At 45.9% G+C, this 19245-nt stretch carries 19 protein-coding genes; 17 read left to right on the forward strand and 2 right to left on the reverse strand.

Annotated features, from left to right (window positions below):
* Positions 1-44: 44 nt before the first annotated feature.
* From tkt to BU202_RS07830, 15 genes are all read left to right on the forward strand, one after another.
* Positions 45-2015 (forward strand): transketolase, encoded by a 1971-nt coding sequence (tkt, locus tag BU202_RS07760; protein ID WP_075105223.1) that lies wholly within the window; start codon positions 45-47, stop codon positions 2013-2015.
* A 297-nt stretch (positions 2016-2312) separates the two neighbouring features.
* Positions 2313-3113 (forward strand): SDR family oxidoreductase, encoded by an 801-nt coding sequence (locus BU202_RS07765; RefSeq protein ID WP_075105224.1) that lies wholly within the window; start codon positions 2313-2315, stop codon positions 3111-3113.
* A 10-nt stretch (positions 3114-3123) separates the two neighbouring features.
* On the forward strand, positions 3124-4959 hold the full coding sequence (locus tag BU202_RS07770; protein ID WP_075105225.1) for a BglG family transcription antiterminator: 1836 nt from the start codon (positions 3124-3126) through the stop codon (positions 4957-4959).
* 13 nt (positions 4960-4972) lie between these two features.
* Positions 4973-5449, forward strand: a complete 477-nt coding sequence (locus BU202_RS07775; RefSeq protein WP_075105226.1) for a transcriptional regulator GutM — start codon at positions 4973-4975, stop codon at positions 5447-5449.
* 25 nt (positions 5450-5474) lie between these two features.
* On the forward strand, positions 5475-6017 hold the full coding sequence (gene srlA / locus BU202_RS07780; RefSeq protein WP_075105227.1) for a PTS glucitol/sorbitol transporter subunit IIC: 543 nt from the start codon (positions 5475-5477) through the stop codon (positions 6015-6017).
* A 17-nt stretch (positions 6018-6034) separates the two neighbouring features.
* Positions 6035-7027 (forward strand): PTS glucitol/sorbitol transporter subunit IIB, encoded by a 993-nt coding sequence (srlE, locus tag BU202_RS07785; RefSeq protein ID WP_075105228.1) that lies wholly within the window; start codon positions 6035-6037, stop codon positions 7025-7027.
* Positions 7028-7108: 81 nt separating this feature from the next.
* Positions 7109-7474 carry a PTS glucitol/sorbitol transporter subunit IIA gene (locus BU202_RS07790; protein WP_075105229.1) on the forward strand — a complete coding sequence of 122 codons (366 nt, stop codon included), beginning with the start codon at positions 7109-7111 and terminating at the stop codon, positions 7472-7474.
* A 113-nt stretch (positions 7475-7587) separates the two neighbouring features.
* Entirely contained in the window at positions 7588-8256 is a 669-nt protein-coding gene (locus BU202_RS07795; RefSeq protein WP_075105230.1) for a fructose-6-phosphate aldolase, read from the forward strand.
* Between the two features lie 165 nt (positions 8257-8421).
* Positions 8422-8727 carry a PASTA domain-containing protein gene (locus BU202_RS07800; protein WP_075105231.1) on the forward strand — a complete coding sequence of 102 codons (306 nt, stop codon included), beginning with the start codon at positions 8422-8424 and terminating at the stop codon, positions 8725-8727.
* 35 nt (positions 8728-8762) lie between these two features.
* Entirely contained in the window at positions 8763-9482 is a 720-nt protein-coding gene (locus tag BU202_RS07805) for a PASTA domain-containing protein (protein WP_075105232.1), read from the forward strand.
* A gap of 66 nt (positions 9483-9548) precedes the next feature.
* Complete coding sequence (locus BU202_RS07810; RefSeq protein ID WP_075105233.1) at positions 9549-10082, forward strand: hypothetical protein; 534 nt, start codon at positions 9549-9551, stop codon at positions 10080-10082.
* A 162-nt stretch (positions 10083-10244) separates the two neighbouring features.
* Positions 10245-10943, forward strand: a complete 699-nt coding sequence (gene dapD, locus BU202_RS07815; protein WP_075105234.1) for a 2,3,4,5-tetrahydropyridine-2,6-dicarboxylate N-acetyltransferase — start codon at positions 10245-10247, stop codon at positions 10941-10943.
* Between the two features lie 9 nt (positions 10944-10952).
* Positions 10953-12083, forward strand: a complete 1131-nt coding sequence (locus BU202_RS07820) for an N-acetyldiaminopimelate deacetylase (protein ID WP_075105235.1) — start codon at positions 10953-10955, stop codon at positions 12081-12083.
* Positions 12084-12155: 72 nt separating this feature from the next.
* The gene (locus BU202_RS07825) at positions 12156-12695 is read left to right on the forward strand and encodes a 5-formyltetrahydrofolate cyclo-ligase (protein ID WP_075105236.1); all 540 of its coding nucleotides are present in this window, start codon (positions 12156-12158) and stop codon (positions 12693-12695) included.
* Positions 12679-13356 (forward strand): rhomboid family protein, encoded by a 678-nt coding sequence (locus BU202_RS07830; protein ID WP_075105237.1) that lies wholly within the window; start codon positions 12679-12681, stop codon positions 13354-13356. The genes BU202_RS07825 and BU202_RS07830 overlap by 17 nt, the downstream gene beginning before the upstream one ends.
* 68 nt (positions 13357-13424) lie before the next feature.
* Here BU202_RS07830 and galU read toward each other — a convergent pair whose 3' ends face one another.
* The gene (gene galU / locus BU202_RS07835) at positions 13425-14321 is read right to left on the reverse strand and encodes a UTP--glucose-1-phosphate uridylyltransferase GalU (protein WP_075105245.1); all 897 of its coding nucleotides are present in this window, start codon (positions 14319-14321) and stop codon (positions 13425-13427) included.
* 14 nt (positions 14322-14335) lie between these two features.
* Complete coding sequence (locus tag BU202_RS07840) at positions 14336-15352, reverse strand: NAD(P)H-dependent glycerol-3-phosphate dehydrogenase (RefSeq protein WP_075105238.1); 1017 nt, start codon at positions 15350-15352, stop codon at positions 14336-14338.
* 259 nt (positions 15353-15611) lie between these two features.
* Between BU202_RS07840 and BU202_RS07845 the strand changes: the two genes are divergently transcribed.
* Together BU202_RS07845 and BU202_RS07850 are read left to right on the forward strand one after the other, a co-directional pair.
* Positions 15612-17321 carry an ABC transporter ATP-binding protein gene (locus BU202_RS07845; RefSeq protein WP_075105239.1) on the forward strand — a complete coding sequence of 570 codons (1710 nt, stop codon included), beginning with the start codon at positions 15612-15614 and terminating at the stop codon, positions 17319-17321.
* A complete protein-coding gene (locus BU202_RS07850; RefSeq protein ID WP_075105240.1) occupies positions 17322-19085 on the forward strand; it encodes an ABC transporter ATP-binding protein in 1764 nt (587 codons plus the stop codon).
* Positions 19086-19245 lie beyond the last annotated feature (160 nt).

A 19245-nucleotide genomic window follows, 5' to 3' on the forward strand; every position in this document is an offset into this window, starting at 1 on the left:
ATGCTATAATAGAACTAGAATAACTTTTTTAAGAGGAGGAAGATATGTCACACTTATCAGTCAACGCGATTCGTTTCCTTGGTATTGACGCCATTGAAAAATCGAAATCAGGTCACCCAGGAGCGGTGATGGGACAAGCTCCAATGGCCTACAGCCTATTTACCAAGCATATGCGCATCAATCCAGCCCATCCACGCTGGGTTAACCGTGACCGTTTTGTCTTGTCAACTGGTCATGGCTCTATGTTGATTTATGCTCTTCTACATCTATCAGGTTTTGAAGAAGTCAGCATGGACGAAATCAAGAATTTCCGCCAATGGGGTTCTAAAACACCAGGTCACCCTGAGTTTGGCCATACTGCTGGTGTAGATGTTACCACCGGTCCTCTTGGTCAAGGGATTTCAACCGCAGTCGGTTTGGCTCAAGCAGAACGCTTCATGGCCGCAAAATACAACAAAGATGGCTATCCAATTTTTGACCACTATACCTATGTTATCTGTGGAGACGGAGACTTGATGGAGGGTGTGTCTGCTGAAGCAGCTTCCTATGCTGGTCTGCAACAGTTGGATAAATTGATTGTCTTGTATGATTCAAATGATATCTGTTTGGATGGTGGGACAGATGATGCCTTAACAGAGGACGTTCGTGCTCGTTACGAAGCCTATGGTTGGCATACAGAGTTTGTCGCTGACGGAACAGATGTGGCTGCTATTGATCAAGCGATTCAGTCTGCAAAAGCTGCTGGTAAACCTTCTCTTATCGAAGTGAAAACTGTCATCGGACATGGTTCTCCAAATAAACAAGGAACAAATGCTGTGCACGGTGCCCCACTTGGAGCAGAAGAAGCAGAAGCAACACGCAAGGCCTTGGACTGGAACTATGCCCCATTTGAAGTCCCAGCAGAAGTTTATGCAGATTTCAAAGAAAAAGTTACGGATCGTGGTCAAGCGTCTTATGCAGCATGGGAAAAATTGGTCGCAGACTACAAAGCAGCTTATCCAGAGTTAGCAGAAGAAGTGAGTGCTGTCTTAGAAGGTCGTGATGCGGTAGAATTGAAACCAAGTGATTTCCCGACACCAGAGACAGGCTTCTCACAAGCAACCCGTAATTCAAGTCAAGATGCAATTAATGCAGCAGCGGCAGTTCTCCCACATTTCTTTGGTGGTTCTGCAGACTTGTCTCATTCAAATATGACCTTCATCAAGGGTGAAGGCTTGCAAGATGCGGCGCATCCATTGAATCGAAATATCCAATTTGGTGTGCGTGAATTTGCGATGGGAGCTATCTTAAATGGTATGGCGCTCCACAGCAATCTTCGTGTCTATGGTGGTACCTTCATGGTCTTCTCTGATTACGTGAAGGCAGCGATTCGCTTGTCAGCCCTTCAAGGACTTCCAGTGACCTATGTCTTTACTCATGACTCCATTGCAGTTGGAGAAGACGGTCCAACTCATGAACCAATCGAGCACTTGGCAGGACTTCGTGCGATGCCAAACGTGAATGTCTTCCGCCCAGCAGATGCGCGTGAGACACAAGCTGCTTGGTATTTAGCTTTAACAAGCCCATCTACACCATCTGTCTTGGCCTTGACCCGTCAAAACTTGACTGTGGAAGAAGGAACAGACTTTGATAAGGTAGCAAAAGGTGCGTATGTGGTCTATGAAGAAGCAGGATTTGACACTATTCTTCTTGCATCAGGTTCAGAAGTCAACTTGGCAGTTACAGCTGCTAAACAGCTTGCAGCAGAAGGCATCAAGGTTCGTGTGGTCAGCGTACCGTCAACAGAACTCTTTGATGCGCAAGACGCAGCCTACAAGGAAGAAATCTTACCAAATGCTATTCGCCGTCGTGTAGCCATTGAAATGGGTGCCACTCAAAGCTGGTACAAATATGTCGGCCTAGACGGTGCGGTGCTTGGTATTGATACCTTTGGAGCGTCAGCACCAGCAGCTAAAGTCATTGAAGAATATGGCTTTACCGTTGAAAATGTCGTGAAAACAGTCAAAGGATTGTAAGATATACGATTCAAAATAAGATGAAAGACAGTCGAATGGCTGTCTTTTTTTAACCACAAAGAATCAAAAAACTTTCATGACATGATAAAATAAAAGAAAATAATTTCAAAACAGACCGACAGGTTGAACTTATGGACATATCTTGCAAGCGGTTCAAAAAATCGTGTCCTTAAGTTTAAAGCGCTTCCGTTTTATAATGAGTGTGTAGTCAATACTCAAAGAAAATCAATATCAGACAGGTAAACGAAGACTGATCGGGATTTTCAAAGGGAATAAAAGATAACGGAGGTTGAAAAAATGTCGGATTGGTTAACGATTCGTGACAAGGTGTACATAGTGACAGGCGGAAGCTCAGGGATTGGGCTTGCGATTGTCAAAGGCTTGTTGGAACAAGGGGCAAAGGTCGCAAACTTCGATATTCGTGACTCAGATGTGAGCCATGAGAATTTGTTGTTTGTGGAAACTAACGTGACCAGTCATCAAGCGGTCAAAGAAGCGGTTGCTAAGGTAGTCGCACATTTTGGTACCGTAGATGGTTTGGTCAATAATGCAGGAATCAATATTCCAAGCCTCCTGGTCGATGTGGCTGAAGAAGCTGGACAATATGAGCTAAATGAAGAAAAATTTGACAAGATGGTCAATATCAACTTCAAGGGCTTGTTCTTTGTATCGCAAGAAGTTGCCCGTATCCTTGCAGCGAAAAAATCAGGTGTCATCATCAACATGGCTTCAGAAGCAGGTTTAGAAGGTAGCGAAGGACAGAGTATCTATGCTGCGACAAAGGGTGCGGTTTATTCTCTCACTCGTTCATGGGCAAAAGAACTGGCCAAACACGGTATTCGTGTGGTGGGTATTGCCCCAGGAATCATGGAAGCAACTGGACTGCGTACTCTTTCTTATGAAGAAGCTCTTGCCTATACACGTGGAAAAACGGTTGAGGAATTACGCGCAGGTTACAGCAACACCAGTACCATTCCATTGGGACGCAGCGGTCGCTTGAGCGAAGTGGCAGACTTGGTATGCTATTACTTATCTGATCGTGCAAGCTATATCACGGGTGTCACCACAAACGTAGCAGGCGGAAAAACAAGAGGATAAAAGAGGGATTATGAGTCTAGAATTAAATAAAAAGGCATTATTATATCAATTATCATCTCATGCAAGTGTTAGCTATGAGGTGCTAAGTGACCGTCTTCAATGTTCTAGACGTACCCTTAAACTACTGATTGAATCACTATTATATAGCTACGATCATATCTTTTCGATACAAGAAGTAGGGGGTAAGCTATCGCTTAGGATTCATGATGAAGAGGCCTTTAAGGTCTTGGTCACAGAGGACTTGCTCCTTTCTACAGATTTGAATTCTTTCCATAAACGCCAGGCAATCTTCTTTCGGATTCTCTTAGAGGCAGATGGCTATGTGTCAGCAGATACGATAGCAGACGAAGTCGGTATCAGTCGGCGCAGCCTAAGCCGCGACATCAACCGGATGAAAATGGTCTTGGAAACCTATCAGTTGAAATTGGTGTCTAAGACGGGTGTTGGTATCCAGCTGGTGGGGTCGGAGCTGGCGAAGCGCTTGCTCTATCTCTACGAGGTCATGGATTATTTGGAAACCAAGCTAGAGCTTCCCAAAGATCTCATGGAAACCTATACAGACTTTGTGCAGCATCATCGTTTTCCCATTGATGTCGAGCGAACCTTTCATTCGACCTTGCTTTTAACGGTGTTACGCCGTCATCATCCCTTGGACGAGGCGGACTTTACTTGGTTTACCAGCCAGCAATCCCTTGATTTGCCAGCTATTTTCTACGACATTTTATCGTACTTTATGGAGCGGCCATTGACCAAGGCAGAGCAGATATTTTTGACCTTTCCCATGCAGTTGGGGCTGCTTCCAGCAGAAATTGCGCGAATTGAAATTCTTGAAATGGCAGAAACCATCCTGCGTCAGACGGTTCAGGAATTTGGCATCACTCTGGATATTCGTGAAAGCGGTCAGGTCTTGCAGCGGCATTTGGTCTACATGCTCAATCGTAGTGTCATGAAATGGCGATTTGAAGAAGTCAGTTTGCGGGAACAGTTGATTCAAAGCTCATTTTCAAAAATCGTGTCTCAATTCTTTGTCGACCGTGTGGTGGAGATAACAGGAGTGGCTGTTTCCGAAAAAGAGGTGGTCCTCTTAGCAGCCTGGATGGAATTGCTCATGGCACGCAAAAGCAAGCCCTTAATCGGTCGGGTTGCGGTCATTACGCAGTCGGGACAATCTTTCAATTATCTGGTTGAAACGCAGATTCGTCAGATTTTTGGGGAGGCGGTGCAACTTGATTTTCTCGACTTTGTCAACCATCTTCCCTACGAAGAATTAAACAAGCACTACGACCTGATTTTCACGGATAATCTGATGTACAGCCAAACGCTCTTTCAGCCTTTCCTGTCTCTTTCGCTTGTGACTAAGGAGAATCAAGCCGAGCGGGAGGCCTTGGAGCGGACGGTTTTGGGACGGAAGATTGAGATGTATAGTCGTGTCATCAATCTTGTCTTTGATGAGCAAGTGACCTACGAGGAAAATATTGAGAACTTACTGAAAGTGATGGAAAGTCAAGGCCTTATCTCAAGCGAAGCAGTTGAGAAATTGAAGGCCAAGGAAGCCAAAAATCCAGCCATTTCAGAAGACGGCTATGCCTTTCCGCATCTGACAGACGCCAGTCTGAATCAATTGATTGTGGTCGTAGCAGCGGATTTTCCATTTTCAGTGAAAACCAGAGCCGGGCAGAGCATTCGGGATTTCATTCTTCTATTTGTGCCGATGGAGTTGGATGATTTTAATCAGGATTTACTCTTTAAAATCTTTGACAATACCTTCCGCATGAGTAGCGAAACCCATATCAAGGAACGGCTAGGATTGTCTCATTCGTCTGACACCATTCGTTTGAGCAAGTAAGAAAGGAATAACAATGGATAGTGTGTATATCTTAGGGGCAGTTGTGATTGCGGCTTACATCTTCCAAATCATCTTTGGCTTGCGCCAAATCAAGCACTTCAATCAGACCTATTCAGAACTGAGAAAAAAAGGACGGGTGGCCATCGGTCGTAGGAGCGGTCGTATCAAGGCAGGCACCATTGTCATGATGGCGGTGGATCAAAAAGGGCAGGTCCTTGACGCTCGTAGAATGCAGGGCGTAACGGTTGCAGCTCGTTTTAAGGAGATGCCAGACTATGTGGGGCAAGACATTCATTATCTGGATAGCTACAACCCTCTTGTGCGAAAAGAAAATAAACTATTACAAATCGCGATTGAAGATGCGCGGGAAGTATTTGTCCGGTCTGAAGCGGGTGAGTATCGAGATGTCCCAAAATTCGCCCCTGTCATGGACCTCGGCACTCGCTTAAAAATGCTTTCGGCACGAATCAAATTTCAATTAAAAAAATAATAATCAATAAACAAAGGAGTTTATTATGGAATATGTTGTAAAATTTGCTGAAGGGTTTATCAAACTCTTCCAATTGGGTGGCGAGACCTTCATTAGCTGGATGACAGGAATTGTTCCTGTGGTGCTCATGCTCTTGGTAGCCATGAATACGGTGATTGCGCTTCTTGGGGAAGAAAAAGTCCATCGCTTAGCACAGGTTTCTGCGAAAAATCCAGTCACTCGCTACATGATTTTGCCATTTATTTCCGCTTTTATGCTTGGAAATCCAATGGCCATCAGCATGGGACGCTTCTTGCCTGAATACTACAAACCAGGTTTTGTCGCAGCGCAAATGCAATTCTGCCATACCTCAAATGGGGTCTTCCCTCATATCAATCCGGGTGAATTGTTTGTCTATCTCGGCATTGCAACAGGTATCCAAACGCTCGGTCTCAACCAGACAGAATTAGCCATCCGCTATCTATTGGTTGGTTTGGTGATGAACTTTATCGGTGGTTGGGTGACAGACTTTACAACTGCCTATGTTGCAAAACAACAAGGAATTACCCTTAAAAAGACATTTGACTAAGAAAAGAGGATGAGACAATGACATACAAGAGCATTAAAGTTGTAAAAGGTAGTGGCGGTTATGGTGGTCCCTTGGTGATTACCCCGACAGAAGAAAAGCACAAATTTATCTACATTACAGGTGGCGGTGAAAAGCCAGCCATTGTGGACAAGATTGCAGAATTGACAGGTATGGAGCCAGTCAATGGTTTTAAAACATCGATTCCAGATGAAGAAATTGCCCTTGCGATTGTTGACTGTGGTGGAACGCTTCGCTGTGGTATTTATCCAAAGAAAGGTATTCCAACCATCAACGTGGTGCCAACAGGAAAAAGTGGTCCTTTGGCCCAATACATCACCGAAGACATCTACGTATCAAATGTCGGTGTGGATCAGATTAGCTTGGCAGACGGTTCAGAAGCTGTTGCAGTAGCTCCTCAAGCAATTGAGGTCAAAAAGCCTAGCTATGATACCTCTAAAAAGATTACCGAGCAACGTGCTGAATCGAGCTTTATCGCCCGTATCGGTATGGGAGCTGGTAAGGTCGTTGCAACCTTTAACCAAGCAGCCCGTGAAGCGATTCAAGCCATGCTCAACACCATCTTGCCATTCATGGCCTTTGTATCTCTCTTAATCGGGATTATTCAAGGATCAGGTGTCGGAAATTGGCTTGCAAAACTCATGGTACCACTCGCAGGAAATGTTTGGGGCTTGGTGATTATCGGATTTATCTGCTCACTTCCATTCCTCTCTCCACTCTTAGGCCCTGGTGCGGTTATCAGCCAAATCATCGGTACCTTGATCGGTGTGGAAATTGGAAAAGGAAATATCCCTCCACAAATGGCTCTTCCAGCGCTCTTTGCCATCAATACGCAAAATGGTTGTGACTTTATCCCGGTTGCCCTTGGCTTATCAGAGGCAGAAGCAGAAACCGTTGAGGTAGGGGTACCATCTGTTCTCTACTCTCGTTTCTTGAACGGTGTGCCACGTGTGATTGTAGCTTGGTTGGCAAGTTTTGGTTTGTATAGCTAATACGCGTCAGCACTTGACTTTATAGAAGATAGACTTTACAGTGAACGACAAATAATAGAATTAGAATAGGAAGATAGACGAATGACAAAAATTTTTGAAACAAAGATTGTAAGTATCGGAGAACAGGCTCCAAACATGATTGAAGAAGCAAATATGCTCATTTTATTCGGGATGGAAGCGCCAGCTGATTTGGCTGATTACTGCTACAAGATTAGTAACAAGGATTTGTCAGGGTCTATCGTCCCAGGTGTGCGCTTGGTCATTGACGGCGCAGTCTATCCCGTCACAGCAGTGGGGAATGTCGTGGAGCAAAATTTGTCAGCCCTAGGACACATTACCATTGCCTTTGATGGTTCTTGCGAAGGCTCTCTTCCAGGTACCCTCCATGTGGAAGCTGGAGAAATCCCTGCGCTCAAAGAAGGCAGCGTGATTGAATTGGTGGCCTAGCCATCAAACGTCACCTACTGCATGTCTCACAAACACTACCACAAAAGATAACAAGGCTGGACATTGTACCAGCCTCTATCTTGTTTTTTATGTTATTTTGAAAGGAAAAAACGATGAAACTACTATTAGATACTGCTAATCAGGAAAAAATCAAAGAGTATTTGACCTATCTGCCTGTGTCAGGTGTGACGACCAATCCCAGTATCCTCAAGAAAGAGGGGCAACTGGACTTTTTTGAACACATGAAAGGTATCCGCCGGTTGATTGGTTTTGAGCGGAGCCTCCATGTCCAAGTCGTTGCTCAAGATTATGAGGGAATGTTGGCCGATGCCCACCGTCTTATTGAAGGCATTGATGACCAAATCTTTATCAAGGTGCCTGTCACGAAGGCTGGACTACAGGTGATACAAACTCTTAAAAAAGCCAAGTTAGGGGTGACTGCGACGGCGATTTACACCGAAATGCAGGCTCTTTTAGCCCTTGAAAGCGGCGCAGATTTCCTAGCTCCCTATGTCAATCGTATTTCGGTCTTAAATGGGGATGCCACCTCACTCATTGCCCATGTTCAACAGGAAATTGAGCGCACTCAATCTTCCACTCAAATTCTAGCTGCGAGCTTCAAGCAGGTCGGACAGGTGTTGGATGCTGTCCATGCAGGAGCAGGCTTTGTCACTCTAGGCACCGATGTCTTGGATCAATTGCTCGCCCACCCTTCCATTGACAAGGCAGTGGCGGATTTTGAAAGAGATTGGGACGAAGCGTTTGGGCGGAAACAGGTTTGATGAATCCATAGGTCGGGCTAGTGTTGCCACGACCTTTTTTGTTTCACATTTTTTTGAACGTAGAACTAGGCGAAGAAAACGCACGTTCTATCCCACTTGCTCTTTCTTGAAAGTTTAGTCTGAAAACCTTATAATGATAATAGAGAAAGAATGAGGAGAAAAGCGATGCTGGAATCATGGTTGTGGCTGGCAGGAAGTGCCATCTTAAATGGGATTGACCATATCGGTAAAAAAGAAGTCCCAAATGTCCTTGAGTTGGATGTGGCGGAAGCCAAGAAACACTTGACGGACATGGGCTTTCGTGTGAGTGCGGTCTTGGTCAAGCCCGAGCGCAAATACGCCAAGAAACGCAATGGCGAAGTGGTCGATTACGCTCCTTACTGGGTAGAGAAAAAAGGTTTGGTCAAGCTCTATTATGTAGATAAGGAAGTAGTGGAAGAAAGTAAGAAAATCGGCTTTTTCCACCGTTGATACTGACGAGATAGACTAGGAAAAAGAGGTAGTAAATGGCGAAAAAGAAATTACCAGTCAAGGGAAAAATGATTGGGGAAGTCGCAAAGATTTTTGATGTGATTCCAGATACAACACGGGTGATTGGTGAGGCAGTTCATGCGGTTGTTCCGCTGGTGGATAAGGTCTTGGAGCAGAATTACCAGAAGAAAAATCGTCTCGTGCGCCTGCCCAATATGGTGGACATGGACATCGCAGAAGCCCAGAACCATCTGGAGGAGCTAGGCTTTGTGGTCACACGGATTCTTGCCAAGCCCCATCAGCGCTATGCCAACAAGCAGGCGGGCGAAGTGGTGGCAATGGTTCCTAAATCAGGCAATCTGGAGCCAGGAACTCTGGTCAAACTCTACTATGTGACCCCAGAGGTGATTGTGGCGAGTGATGTCACCATTTCCCTGCCAAATCTAGTCGGGCTTCCCTTGGAAGAAGCGCAAGAACATTTAAAAGCGCTAGGGTTAAAGCCGGTTGCGCTTGCCGTACAGGGAAAAGCTAGGTATGCGCATCAGCAGGTCAATACTGTCCTTGACATGTATCCTAAACCGAATGTCCTGCTATCAGCTGTCCCCAAGGGCAGTTTTGTCAAATTGCACTATCTGACAGGGTCAGGATTGGCAGACAGTCGCATCAAGGCTCAACAAGCACGGGCTAAAAAACTTGAAGTACCCGCCTTTGTCCAACAAGTTCCGAAACTCTTTCCGTTCAAGAAGAGAAAATAAGGGTAACTCTTGACAATTTGGTGAGATTAGGGCAGGATAGAAGTAGAAAAGCCAAAGGAGGCTATCATGAAAAAGAAATTGTTCCCTATTTTAGTTGGTCTGTTGACAGTAACAGCTTTAACAGCTTGTTCAACGAATAAGGCTACAGAAAGCGATAGCTCGTCATCTTCTATGACAGCAGAATCGTCTAAGGTAGAAGAATCAACATCAACCAGTTCTTCATCTGAAACGAAAACCTTGAAAGAATCCACCATCGTTTATCTTTCAGATCAAGAAATCGAGGCCGTTCAAACCTTGGGCGATGTGAAGACAGCCTTTAAATCCTTAACAGACGCCTATGTGGCTGACTTTGATGAATTGATTGCTCAATTACCAGAAGCAGGCAAGAAGACACTTGCGCCGTTTCGTGAGCAATTGACACAAATCTTGGACAAACAGCAAGAAACTATTGCGACTCAATTTGCGAGCCATGGTGACGACAGTGCTGTAATTTCAGAAGCAGACCGTGAAAATATTATTTCTGGTTTAAAAGTAGCTCGCGACCAATTAAAACAAGCAATGGCAACAGCTAGAGAACAGGTTCAGCCTATGCTAAAATAAGCGTTAACTATTATAGACAGACTGAAGAAGTAGGTTGAGAAATCCCTTTCTCGGTCTTCTTTTTTTGAAGAAAAGGCAGTTTGAAAGCAAAGATTATTTCCAAATATTCTGAAAATTTGCTATAATAGGAAGCGGATTATTTATTTGAGAAATGGAGATGTTATGACAGCGACAAAAATGAACGCCCAAGAGATTATTCAATTTATTGCCCAAGCAGAGAAAAAGACCACCGTCAAGGTGACCTTTGAGGGGGAATTAGCAGCTGCTGTTCCTGAAACGGTAGTCAAACTCGGCAATGTCCTTTTCGGTGATTGGAAAGATATTGCGCCGCTTCTTGCTAACTTGACAGAAAACAAAGATTATGTAGTAGAGCAAGATGCGCGGAATTCGGCGGTGCCATTGCTCGATAAACGCTCGATAAATGCCCGCATTGAGCCGGGTGCCATTATCCGTGACCAAGTAACCATTGGAGACAATGCTGTGATCATGATGGGAGCGGTCATCAATATCGGTGCGGAAATCGGCGAGGGAACCATGATTGACATGGGTGCTATTCTCGGAGGCCGTGCAACTGTTGGGAAAAATAGCCACATCGGTGCGGGTGCTGTCTTGGCTGGTGTGATTGAGCCTGCGAGCGCAGAGCCTGTTCGTGTAGGAGATAATGTCCTAGTCGGTGCCAATGCTGTTGTTATCGAAGGGGTGCAGATTGGTAGTGGTTCAGTTGTCGCTGCAGGTGCCATCGTGACCCAAGATGTTCCTGAAAATGTCGTCGTTGCAGGAGTTCCTGCTCGTGTGATAAAGGAAATCGATGCCCAAACCCAACAAAAAACAGCCTTAGAAGATGCACTTCGAACACTCTAGGAGATAGCGATGCTTGATTTAATTGCGACACGGCGCGCCTTGCACCAAATTCCCGAACTCGGAATGGAAGAGTTCAAGACCCATGCCTTTCTAATGGAGACGCTTGATGCTCTGTTAACAGATTGCTCCTTTGCCCAGGTTCGGACTTGGGAGACAGGGATTCTGGTCTATCTGACGGGAACGGAAGGGGAAAAAACGATTGGCTGGCGGACAGATATTGATGGGCTGCCTATTGTCGAAGAGACAGGACTTGATTTTGCCTCTACCCATGCAGATCGTATGCATGCCTGTGGTCATGACTTTCATATGACCATTGCCCTCGGTCTTTTGGAGCAGATGATTGCCAAACAACCGCGCCATAACCTACTCTTTTTGTTCCAGCCAGCCGAGGAAAATCTGGCAGGTGGGATGCTCATGTATGAGGCAGGAGCCTTTGGAGACTGGTTGCCAGATGAATTTTATGGCTTACATGTGCGCCCTGATTTGAAAGTGGGACAGATTGCGACCAACCGTGGGACTCTATTTGCAGGAACCTGTGAAGTCAAGATTCGGTTTATCGGGCGCGGTGGTCATGCAGCCTTTCCGCATACGGCAAATGATGCCTTGGTGGCTGCGAGCTATTTTATTACCCAAGTGCAATCCGTTGTCAGCCGCAATGTCGATCCGATTGAGGGGGCGGTCGTGACCTTTGGTTCTATGCATGCGGGTACGACCAATAATGTCATCGCCGAAACAGCCTTCTTGCATGGGACGATTCGTTCCTTGACCCAAGACATGAGCCTCTTGGTTCAAAAACGGGTCCGCGAAGTGGCACAAGGTATTGCTGCCTCTTTTGGCCTTGAGGTGGAGATTGAACTGAACCAAGGTGGGTATCTGCCTGTGGAAAACAATCCCCAATTAGCAGATGAGCTGATGACTTATTTTGAGGCGCTGCCTGATGTAGAGGTGATGGACTGTCCCCCTGCCATGACTGGAGAGGATTTTGGCTATCTGCTTAGCAAGGTGCCCGGTGTCATGTTCTGGCTCGGTGTGGATACGCCTTATCCCCTACACAATCCCCGTCTAAATCCCAAAGAGGAGGCTATCCCATTTGCGGTGGAGCACTTGGCAGAATTTTTGCGCCACAAAGCAGCAGAGTGATGAAGCAGTTGAACCAATCCGTGACCATTCGTCTCTGGGATTGGTTTTTATCGTTAGGAAAGGGAAGTGCAGATGGAAAAATCACGCATTCGAAAAAGCATGTTAGCTCGATTAAAAGGCTTGTCGGTAGAGGAGCGAGAAGTTTGGAGTGTATGGGCCTGTCAAGTCATTTGTCAGCAGGAGGCTTATCAGAGAGCCAGCACAATTGCGACCTTTTTGTCCATGCCCCATGAAGTGGATACGTCTTATTTGATTGCGCAGGCCAAGCAGGACGGGAAGCAGGTAGTAGTCCCTAAAGTCTACGGGAAGGGACGTATGGTCTTTGTGCCTTATGATGCGAACGACTTGGCGTTAAGCACGTTTGGTGTCTGGGAACCGCGGTCTGATGAGGTTATTGATCCGTCAGAGATTGATATCATCCATGTACCAGGGCTTGCCTGGAATGAGGCGGGCTATCGGATTGGCTACGGCGGTGGCTTTTATGATCGCTATCTGCTAGACTATCAAGGAATGACAGTCAGCACCATCTGTGATTTTCAGCGCTATGAGTTTAGCGAGGAAGAGTTCGACCAAGCAGTGAGAGAGGTAGTATGCTATGAAACAACTGATTGATAAACGTTATCCCGTAACCAATGCCCTGTTGCTGGTGACGACGCTGGTCTTTTTAGCCATGCAAGTGTTGCGCTTTGGACAGGCAACGACCGCACAGACCATCTATGAATTTGGAGGAATGTATGGATTGGTCGTGAAGATTGATCCGACCCAGTTGTGGCGATTGATTTCGCCCATCTTTGTGCATATTGGCTGGGAACATTTTCTCTTTAACAGCATGACACTCTATGTTTTCGGCTATCAATTGGAAGCCATCTTTGGCTCAAAGCGCTTTTTCCTCCTCTATTTCCTTGCAGGTATCATGGGAAATATCTTTATCTTATGGCTCACACCAACTGCGGTGGCAGCAGGGGCATCGACCTCCTTGTTCGGTCTTTTTGGAGCCATGGTTGTTCTGCGCTATTACAGTCGCAATCCCTATCTACAACTCTTGGGACAGCGCTATATTGCCCTTCTTCTCATCAATCTGGTCTTGGGTTTGTTTAATCCTGAAATCAGCCTAGCAGGCCATATTGGCGGTGTTGTTGGTGGTGCCTTGGCAGGAATCTTTTTACCAACCCTGCAAGAAAAATATCTCTTTACGATTAAGCAAAAGCGTCTTGCACTTCTCCTCTATCTAGTGTTGGCATTTGGCTTGGTCTTGATGAGTTTCAGTCTTTAATCCATAAAAAAACACGAATCGTTTCCGCAATTACTGCTAGAGAGAATTCGTGTTTTCTTTATTCTTTATTATTTTTTATCTTCTAATTTTTTGCCAAGTTCGATGAGGTATTGCTTGAGGTCGTCTTTGACTTGTGGATGTTGCAATGCGTAGTCAATCGAGGTTTTCATGAAACCAAATTTATCTCCAACGTCGTAACGGTTGCCCTTAAATTCGCGGGCAAATACGCGTTGGGTTTTGTTGAGCGTGTCAATGGCATCTGTCAACTGAATTTCATTTCCTGCTCCTGGTGCTTGATTTTCCAAAATATCAAAGATTTCTGGAGTAAGGAGGTAGCGGCCGATGATGGCGAGGTCAGATGGTGCGTCTTCAGGCGCAGGTTTTTCTACAAAAGTATTGACACTATAAAGGCCGTTGATACCCTCGCCCTGCGGCGCAATAACACCGTAAGAAGAGACTTCCTCATGAGGGACAGGCATGACCGCAATCGTAGAAGCATGGGTCTTTTCATAGTCGTTCATCAATTGCTTGGTGAGCGGGGTCGCTGTTTTATTGGTAATGTCCATCAAGTCATCCCCTAACATGACAACGAAGGGCTCATTTCCGACAAAGGCCTTGGCCTGTAAAACGGCATCTCCCAAACCACGTGGATGACTTTGGCGGATGAAATGCAAGCGAATGCCTGTTGTTTCATCAACCAATTTAAGAAGGTCATTTTTTCCTTTTTCTTTCAGATTGTATTCTAATTCAAAGTTGGAATCAAAGTGGTCTTCAATGGAGCGTTTTGATTTTCCGGTGACCACTAGGATGTCTTCAATTCCTGAAGCGAGCGCTTCTTCTACAATGAACTGAATGGTTGGTTTGTCTACAATCGGCAACATTTCTTTTGCCAAGGCTTTGGTAGCAGGAAGGAAACGCGTTCCCAGACCCGCTGCTGGAATCACGGCTTTTCTAACTTTTTTAATCATGTTCTTCTCCTTTATGACCATTCATTTTCCTGACGGAATTCGCTAGACATGATATGTTTGATGGCTTCTTCGATACTAGCCCCTTGGTAGATGACGCTGTAAATGGCTTGGGTAATCGGCATGTAGACACCGAGTTCTTGGGCGAGCTCGTATGCAACCTTTGTCGTAGAAATCCCTTCGATGACCATACCCATGTTTCGTTCGATGTCTTCTAACTTTTCACCGCGTCCGAGCTGATCGCCTGCCCGCCAGTTCCGTGAATGGACAGAGGTTCCCGTCACGATGAGATCACCGACCCCAGACAGACCGCTATAGGTAAGAGGATTAGCCCCCATTTCAACGCCTAGGCGGGTGATTTCGGTCAATCCACGAGCGATAATGGCTGCCTTGGCATTGTCACCATATCCAAGACCGTGCAGGGCACCTGCTCCCACTGCGATGATATTTTTAAGCGCCCCAGCTGTTTCAACCCCGATGACATCGTTATTGGTATAGAGGCGGAAGTAGTGGTTGCTAAAGAGGGTTTGGACATACTGGGCTGTTTCCATGTCCTTGGATGCCGCTGAAATGAGGGTCAAGTCTCGGATAATGGTTTCCTCCGCATGACTTGGTCCTGATACGACGACCACCTCGCTACGAAGTGCAGCAGGGATTTCTTCTTCTAAGACGGTGGATAGACGCTTGTGGCTTTCAGGTTCTAGCCCCTTGGAAGCGTGCATGACCACCACCTTGTGATCCAGCGTTTCAGCGACTTGCTTGGCCACCAAACGCATGACCTTGGTCGGTACGACCAAGAGGACAGCATCTACCCCGTCGAGGGCTTCGCTTAATTCCTTGTAAGCCTTGATGGCAGGGTCTAGGACGATGTCTTTGAAATAGCGTTTGTTGGTGTGGAATTGGTTGATTTCATCGATTTGCTCCGGGACATTTCCCCAGATTCGCACTTCGTGACCATTGTCATTGAGGACCTGTGACAGGGCTGTTCCCCATGATCCTGGGCCGAGAACGGCGATTTTTTGTTTGTTCATATTACTTCCTCTCTTTGGGACTAATCAGTATCTCCATTTTATCATATTTATGAAAAATTTGCATGAGGCATTCGGTTTCTAGTGAGCAAAAAGGATTGAAAACTCGCCTCAAATATGATACCATGAGGGGTATTATTCATTGTATAGTGAATTGAATAAAGATTAGGACATCGTTCAGTTGCTTTGATGAACGTCGGTTCTATCAGCGGCTCCTTGCCTTGTCCTATTCCTTGTTCAATCCCCTATAAAAGGAGACGATATGTTAATCAAAGCGATTATGAAATACAAATGGTATGCTTTAGGCTCCATGTGTATGGTCATTTTATATGTTAGTAGTAGCTTGTTGCAGCCTCGTTTTTTACAAAGTGTCTTAGCGGCTGTAGCAGAAAACAATCAAGCAGGCATCTATCAGCTTGGCGGCTGGTTGCTAGGGATTGCGGGCGTGGGTCTGCTTGCAGGAGCCATCAATACGGTTCTTGCAGCCTACATTGCCCAGTCTGTGTCAGCGGATTTGCGAGAGAATATGTTCAAAAAAATCCAGACCTTTTCCTATGCCAATATCGAGGAATTTAATGCAGGAAATCTGGTTGTGCGCATGACTAATGACATTTCTCAGGTGCAAAATTTGCTCATGATGTCCTTTCAGGTCTTGCTTCGTTTGCCCTTGATGTTTACAGGGGGCGTTGTCTTTGCCATCATGACCATGCCTTCCTTGTGGTGGATTGTGCTGTTGATGATTGTCTTGATTGGTGCTACCATGGCGGTCATCATGGGGATTATGGGGCCTCGTTTCGGGCGCTTCCAGCAACTGGTCGACAAGATTAATGCCATTGCCAAGGAAAATCTCCGCGGTGTACGGGTGGTCAAATCCTTTGTGCAGGAGAAAAATCAGGCGGAAAAATTTGAAAAAGTCTCGGATGACTTGCTGGATTTGAACCTCTTTATTGGGCGTGGTTTTTCCTTTTTAGAACCCGTGTTTATCCTGATTTCCTACCTTGCCATCTATGCGGCTATTTACTCGGTATATGGCATGTTGGGTCACAATCCAGAAGCAATTAATAAACTAGCTTCTTTTAATACCTATCTAATCCAGATTATGTTTGCGATTATCATGGTTGGCTTTATGGGAAGCAATGCCAGCCGTGCTATGATTTCTATCCGCCGGATCAATGAAGTCCTCACAACAGAGCCAGCCTTGGCTTATCAAGATGTGCCAGACCAAGAATTGACAGGAACGATTCGATTTGACCATGTGACCTTCACCTATCCAAAAGATGAGCAACCGACCTTGAAAGACATTAGTTTTGAGATTGCTGCAGGTCAAATGGTTGGTGTGGTTGGGGCAACAGGTGCTGGAAAATCCACTCTTGCACAGTTGATTCCACGGCTGTTTGATCCTCAAGAAGGGCGGATTGAAATTGGCGGTGTGGACATTAAGACGGTCAGTCAGTCCACTCTACGTCAGACCGTGTCGATTATTTTGCAAAAGGCTATTCTCTTTTCAGGAACCATTGCCTCCAATATTCGTCAGGGTAAGCAGAATGCAGATGATGCTGAACTAGAACGCGCTGCACGGATTGCGCAGGCCATGGAATTTATCCACCGCATGCCAGACCGCTACCAAAGTGATGTCGAAGAACGGGGAAATAATTTCTCAGGTGGTCAGAAACAGCGGATGTCGATTGCTCGCGGTCTCGTAGCCAATCCTAAAATTTTGATTTTAGACGATTCTACATCAGCCCTTGATGCCAAGTCGGAAAAACTGGTTCAAGAAGCCTTGAATAAGGACTTGAAGGGGACAACAACCATTATCATTGCCCAGAAGATTTCTTCAGTGGTCAAGGCCGATACGATTTTGGTCTTGGATGAGGGGCGCTTGATTGGACAAGGAACTCATAAAGAATTGGTAGCAACCAACAGCGTCTATCGGGAGATTTTTGAAACCCAGAAAGGAAAGGAGGCCGAATAGATGAAAACAGCACGGTTTTTTTGGACCTATTTTAAACAATTCAAAGTATCCTTTGCCATTATCTTTCTAGCGATTCTCCTTTCGACCAGCATGCAGGTCATCGCTCCTGTCTATATGGGAAAAGCGGTGACAGAGTTGACCGAGTTGGCGCAGAAAATGGCAGCAGGCGATAGGATTGATGCGGGACTCTTTTTTGCCACCTTGCGGAGTTTACTGGTGGCGGTAGTTCTGATGGCAGCGAGTGCAGTGACCTACGCTCTCTTGTTTACCAGAATCATTTCCCGCTCGACCAACCAGATGCGCAAGGGCTTGTTTGGCAAGTTGGAACGTTTGACCGTCCGCTTCTTTGACCAGCATCAGGATGGGGAAATTCTGTCTCGCTTTACTTCGGATTTGGATAATATCCAAAATGCCTTTAACATGTCCTTGACGACGGTGGTGACGCAGACCGTATTGTATATTGGGATTGTCATCATGATGTTTGCCCAAAATAGCAAGATGGCCCTTGTCGTGGTAGCGACTAGTCCCCTTGCCTTTGTCTTTTTATTCTTTATTATCCGCATGTCACGGAAATACACGGATTTGCAGCAAAAAGAAGTTGGGCAGTTGAATGCTTATATGGATGAGCATATCTCGGGCCAGAAAGCCATTATCGTTCAGGGCTTGCAGGAGCAGGTCATCGAAGGCTTTATGGAGCGTAATGCCAAGGTGCGAAAAGCTACTTTTAAGGGGCGTATTTTCTCAGGGCTGCTCTTTCCGGTGATGAATGGTTTGAGCTTGGTCAATACAGCTATCGTGATTTTTGTAGGCTCTACCATTGCCTTGTCTGATAGTCACTTGTCAACAGCAGAAGCCTTGGGCTTGGTGGTCACCTTCGTCCAATATTCGCAACAATACTACCAGCCTCTGATGCAGGTCGCATCAAGCTGGGCGGAGATGCAGTTAGCCTTTACGGGTGCGCACAGGATTCAGGAGATGTTCGATGAACCAGAGGAAATCCGTCCGCAACACGCGCCCGCCTTTACACAATTGACAGACAAGGTTGAGATTGATCAGGTTGATTTCAGCTATGTGCCTGGAAAACCAATCTTGAAACAGGTCAGCATTACTGCACCTAAGGGGCAGATGACAGCCGTTGTCGGACCGACCGGTTCTGGAAAAACAACGATTATGAACTTGCTCAATCGTTTTTACGATGTGGACGGAGGAAGCATCCGTTTTGACGGGACCGATATTCGGGAATTTGACCTCGATAGCCTTCGGCAAAATGTCGGGATTGTCTTGCAGGAATCTGTCCTCTTTTCAGGAACGATTCGGGATAATATCGCCTTTGGAGCAGGCGATGTTTCGCAGGAAATGGTGGAAACCGCTGCACGGGCGACCCATATCCATGACTTTATCATGAGTCTGCCAGATGCTTATGACACCTATGTCGATGATGAAAACAATGTCTTTTCAACAGGGCAGAAACAGCTGATTTCAATTGCGCGTACCCTGTTGACGGACCCGCAGATTTTAATCCTAGACGAAGCGACATCCAATGTGGATACCGTGACAGAAGCCAAGATTCAGTCTGCCATGGAAGCCATTGCAGCAGGCCGCACCAGCTTTGTCATTGCCCATCGCTTGAAAACCATTCTCAATGCCGACCAGATTATCGTCTTAAAAGACGGAGAAGTCATCGAGCAAGGCAGTCACCACGAACTGCTCAAACTCGGTGGATTCTACGCAGAATTGTACCATAATCAGTTTGTATTTGAATAAATGAAAACAGCACCTCAAGTGGTGCTGTTTTGGTTATGTGGCTTTAAGCCCAGTCTCGCTCCGATAGGTGCGAGACAAATCAACCACCCGCTATGCGGGTGCGCATCGACTGTTATACAAAAAATCTCCAAACGCGATACAATAAAGGTGTTCAAGCCTA

Origin of the sequence: Streptococcus cuniculi (assembly GCF_001921845.1) — a bacterium.
Lineage (GTDB): Bacteria > Bacillota > Bacilli > Lactobacillales > Streptococcaceae > Streptococcus > Streptococcus cuniculi.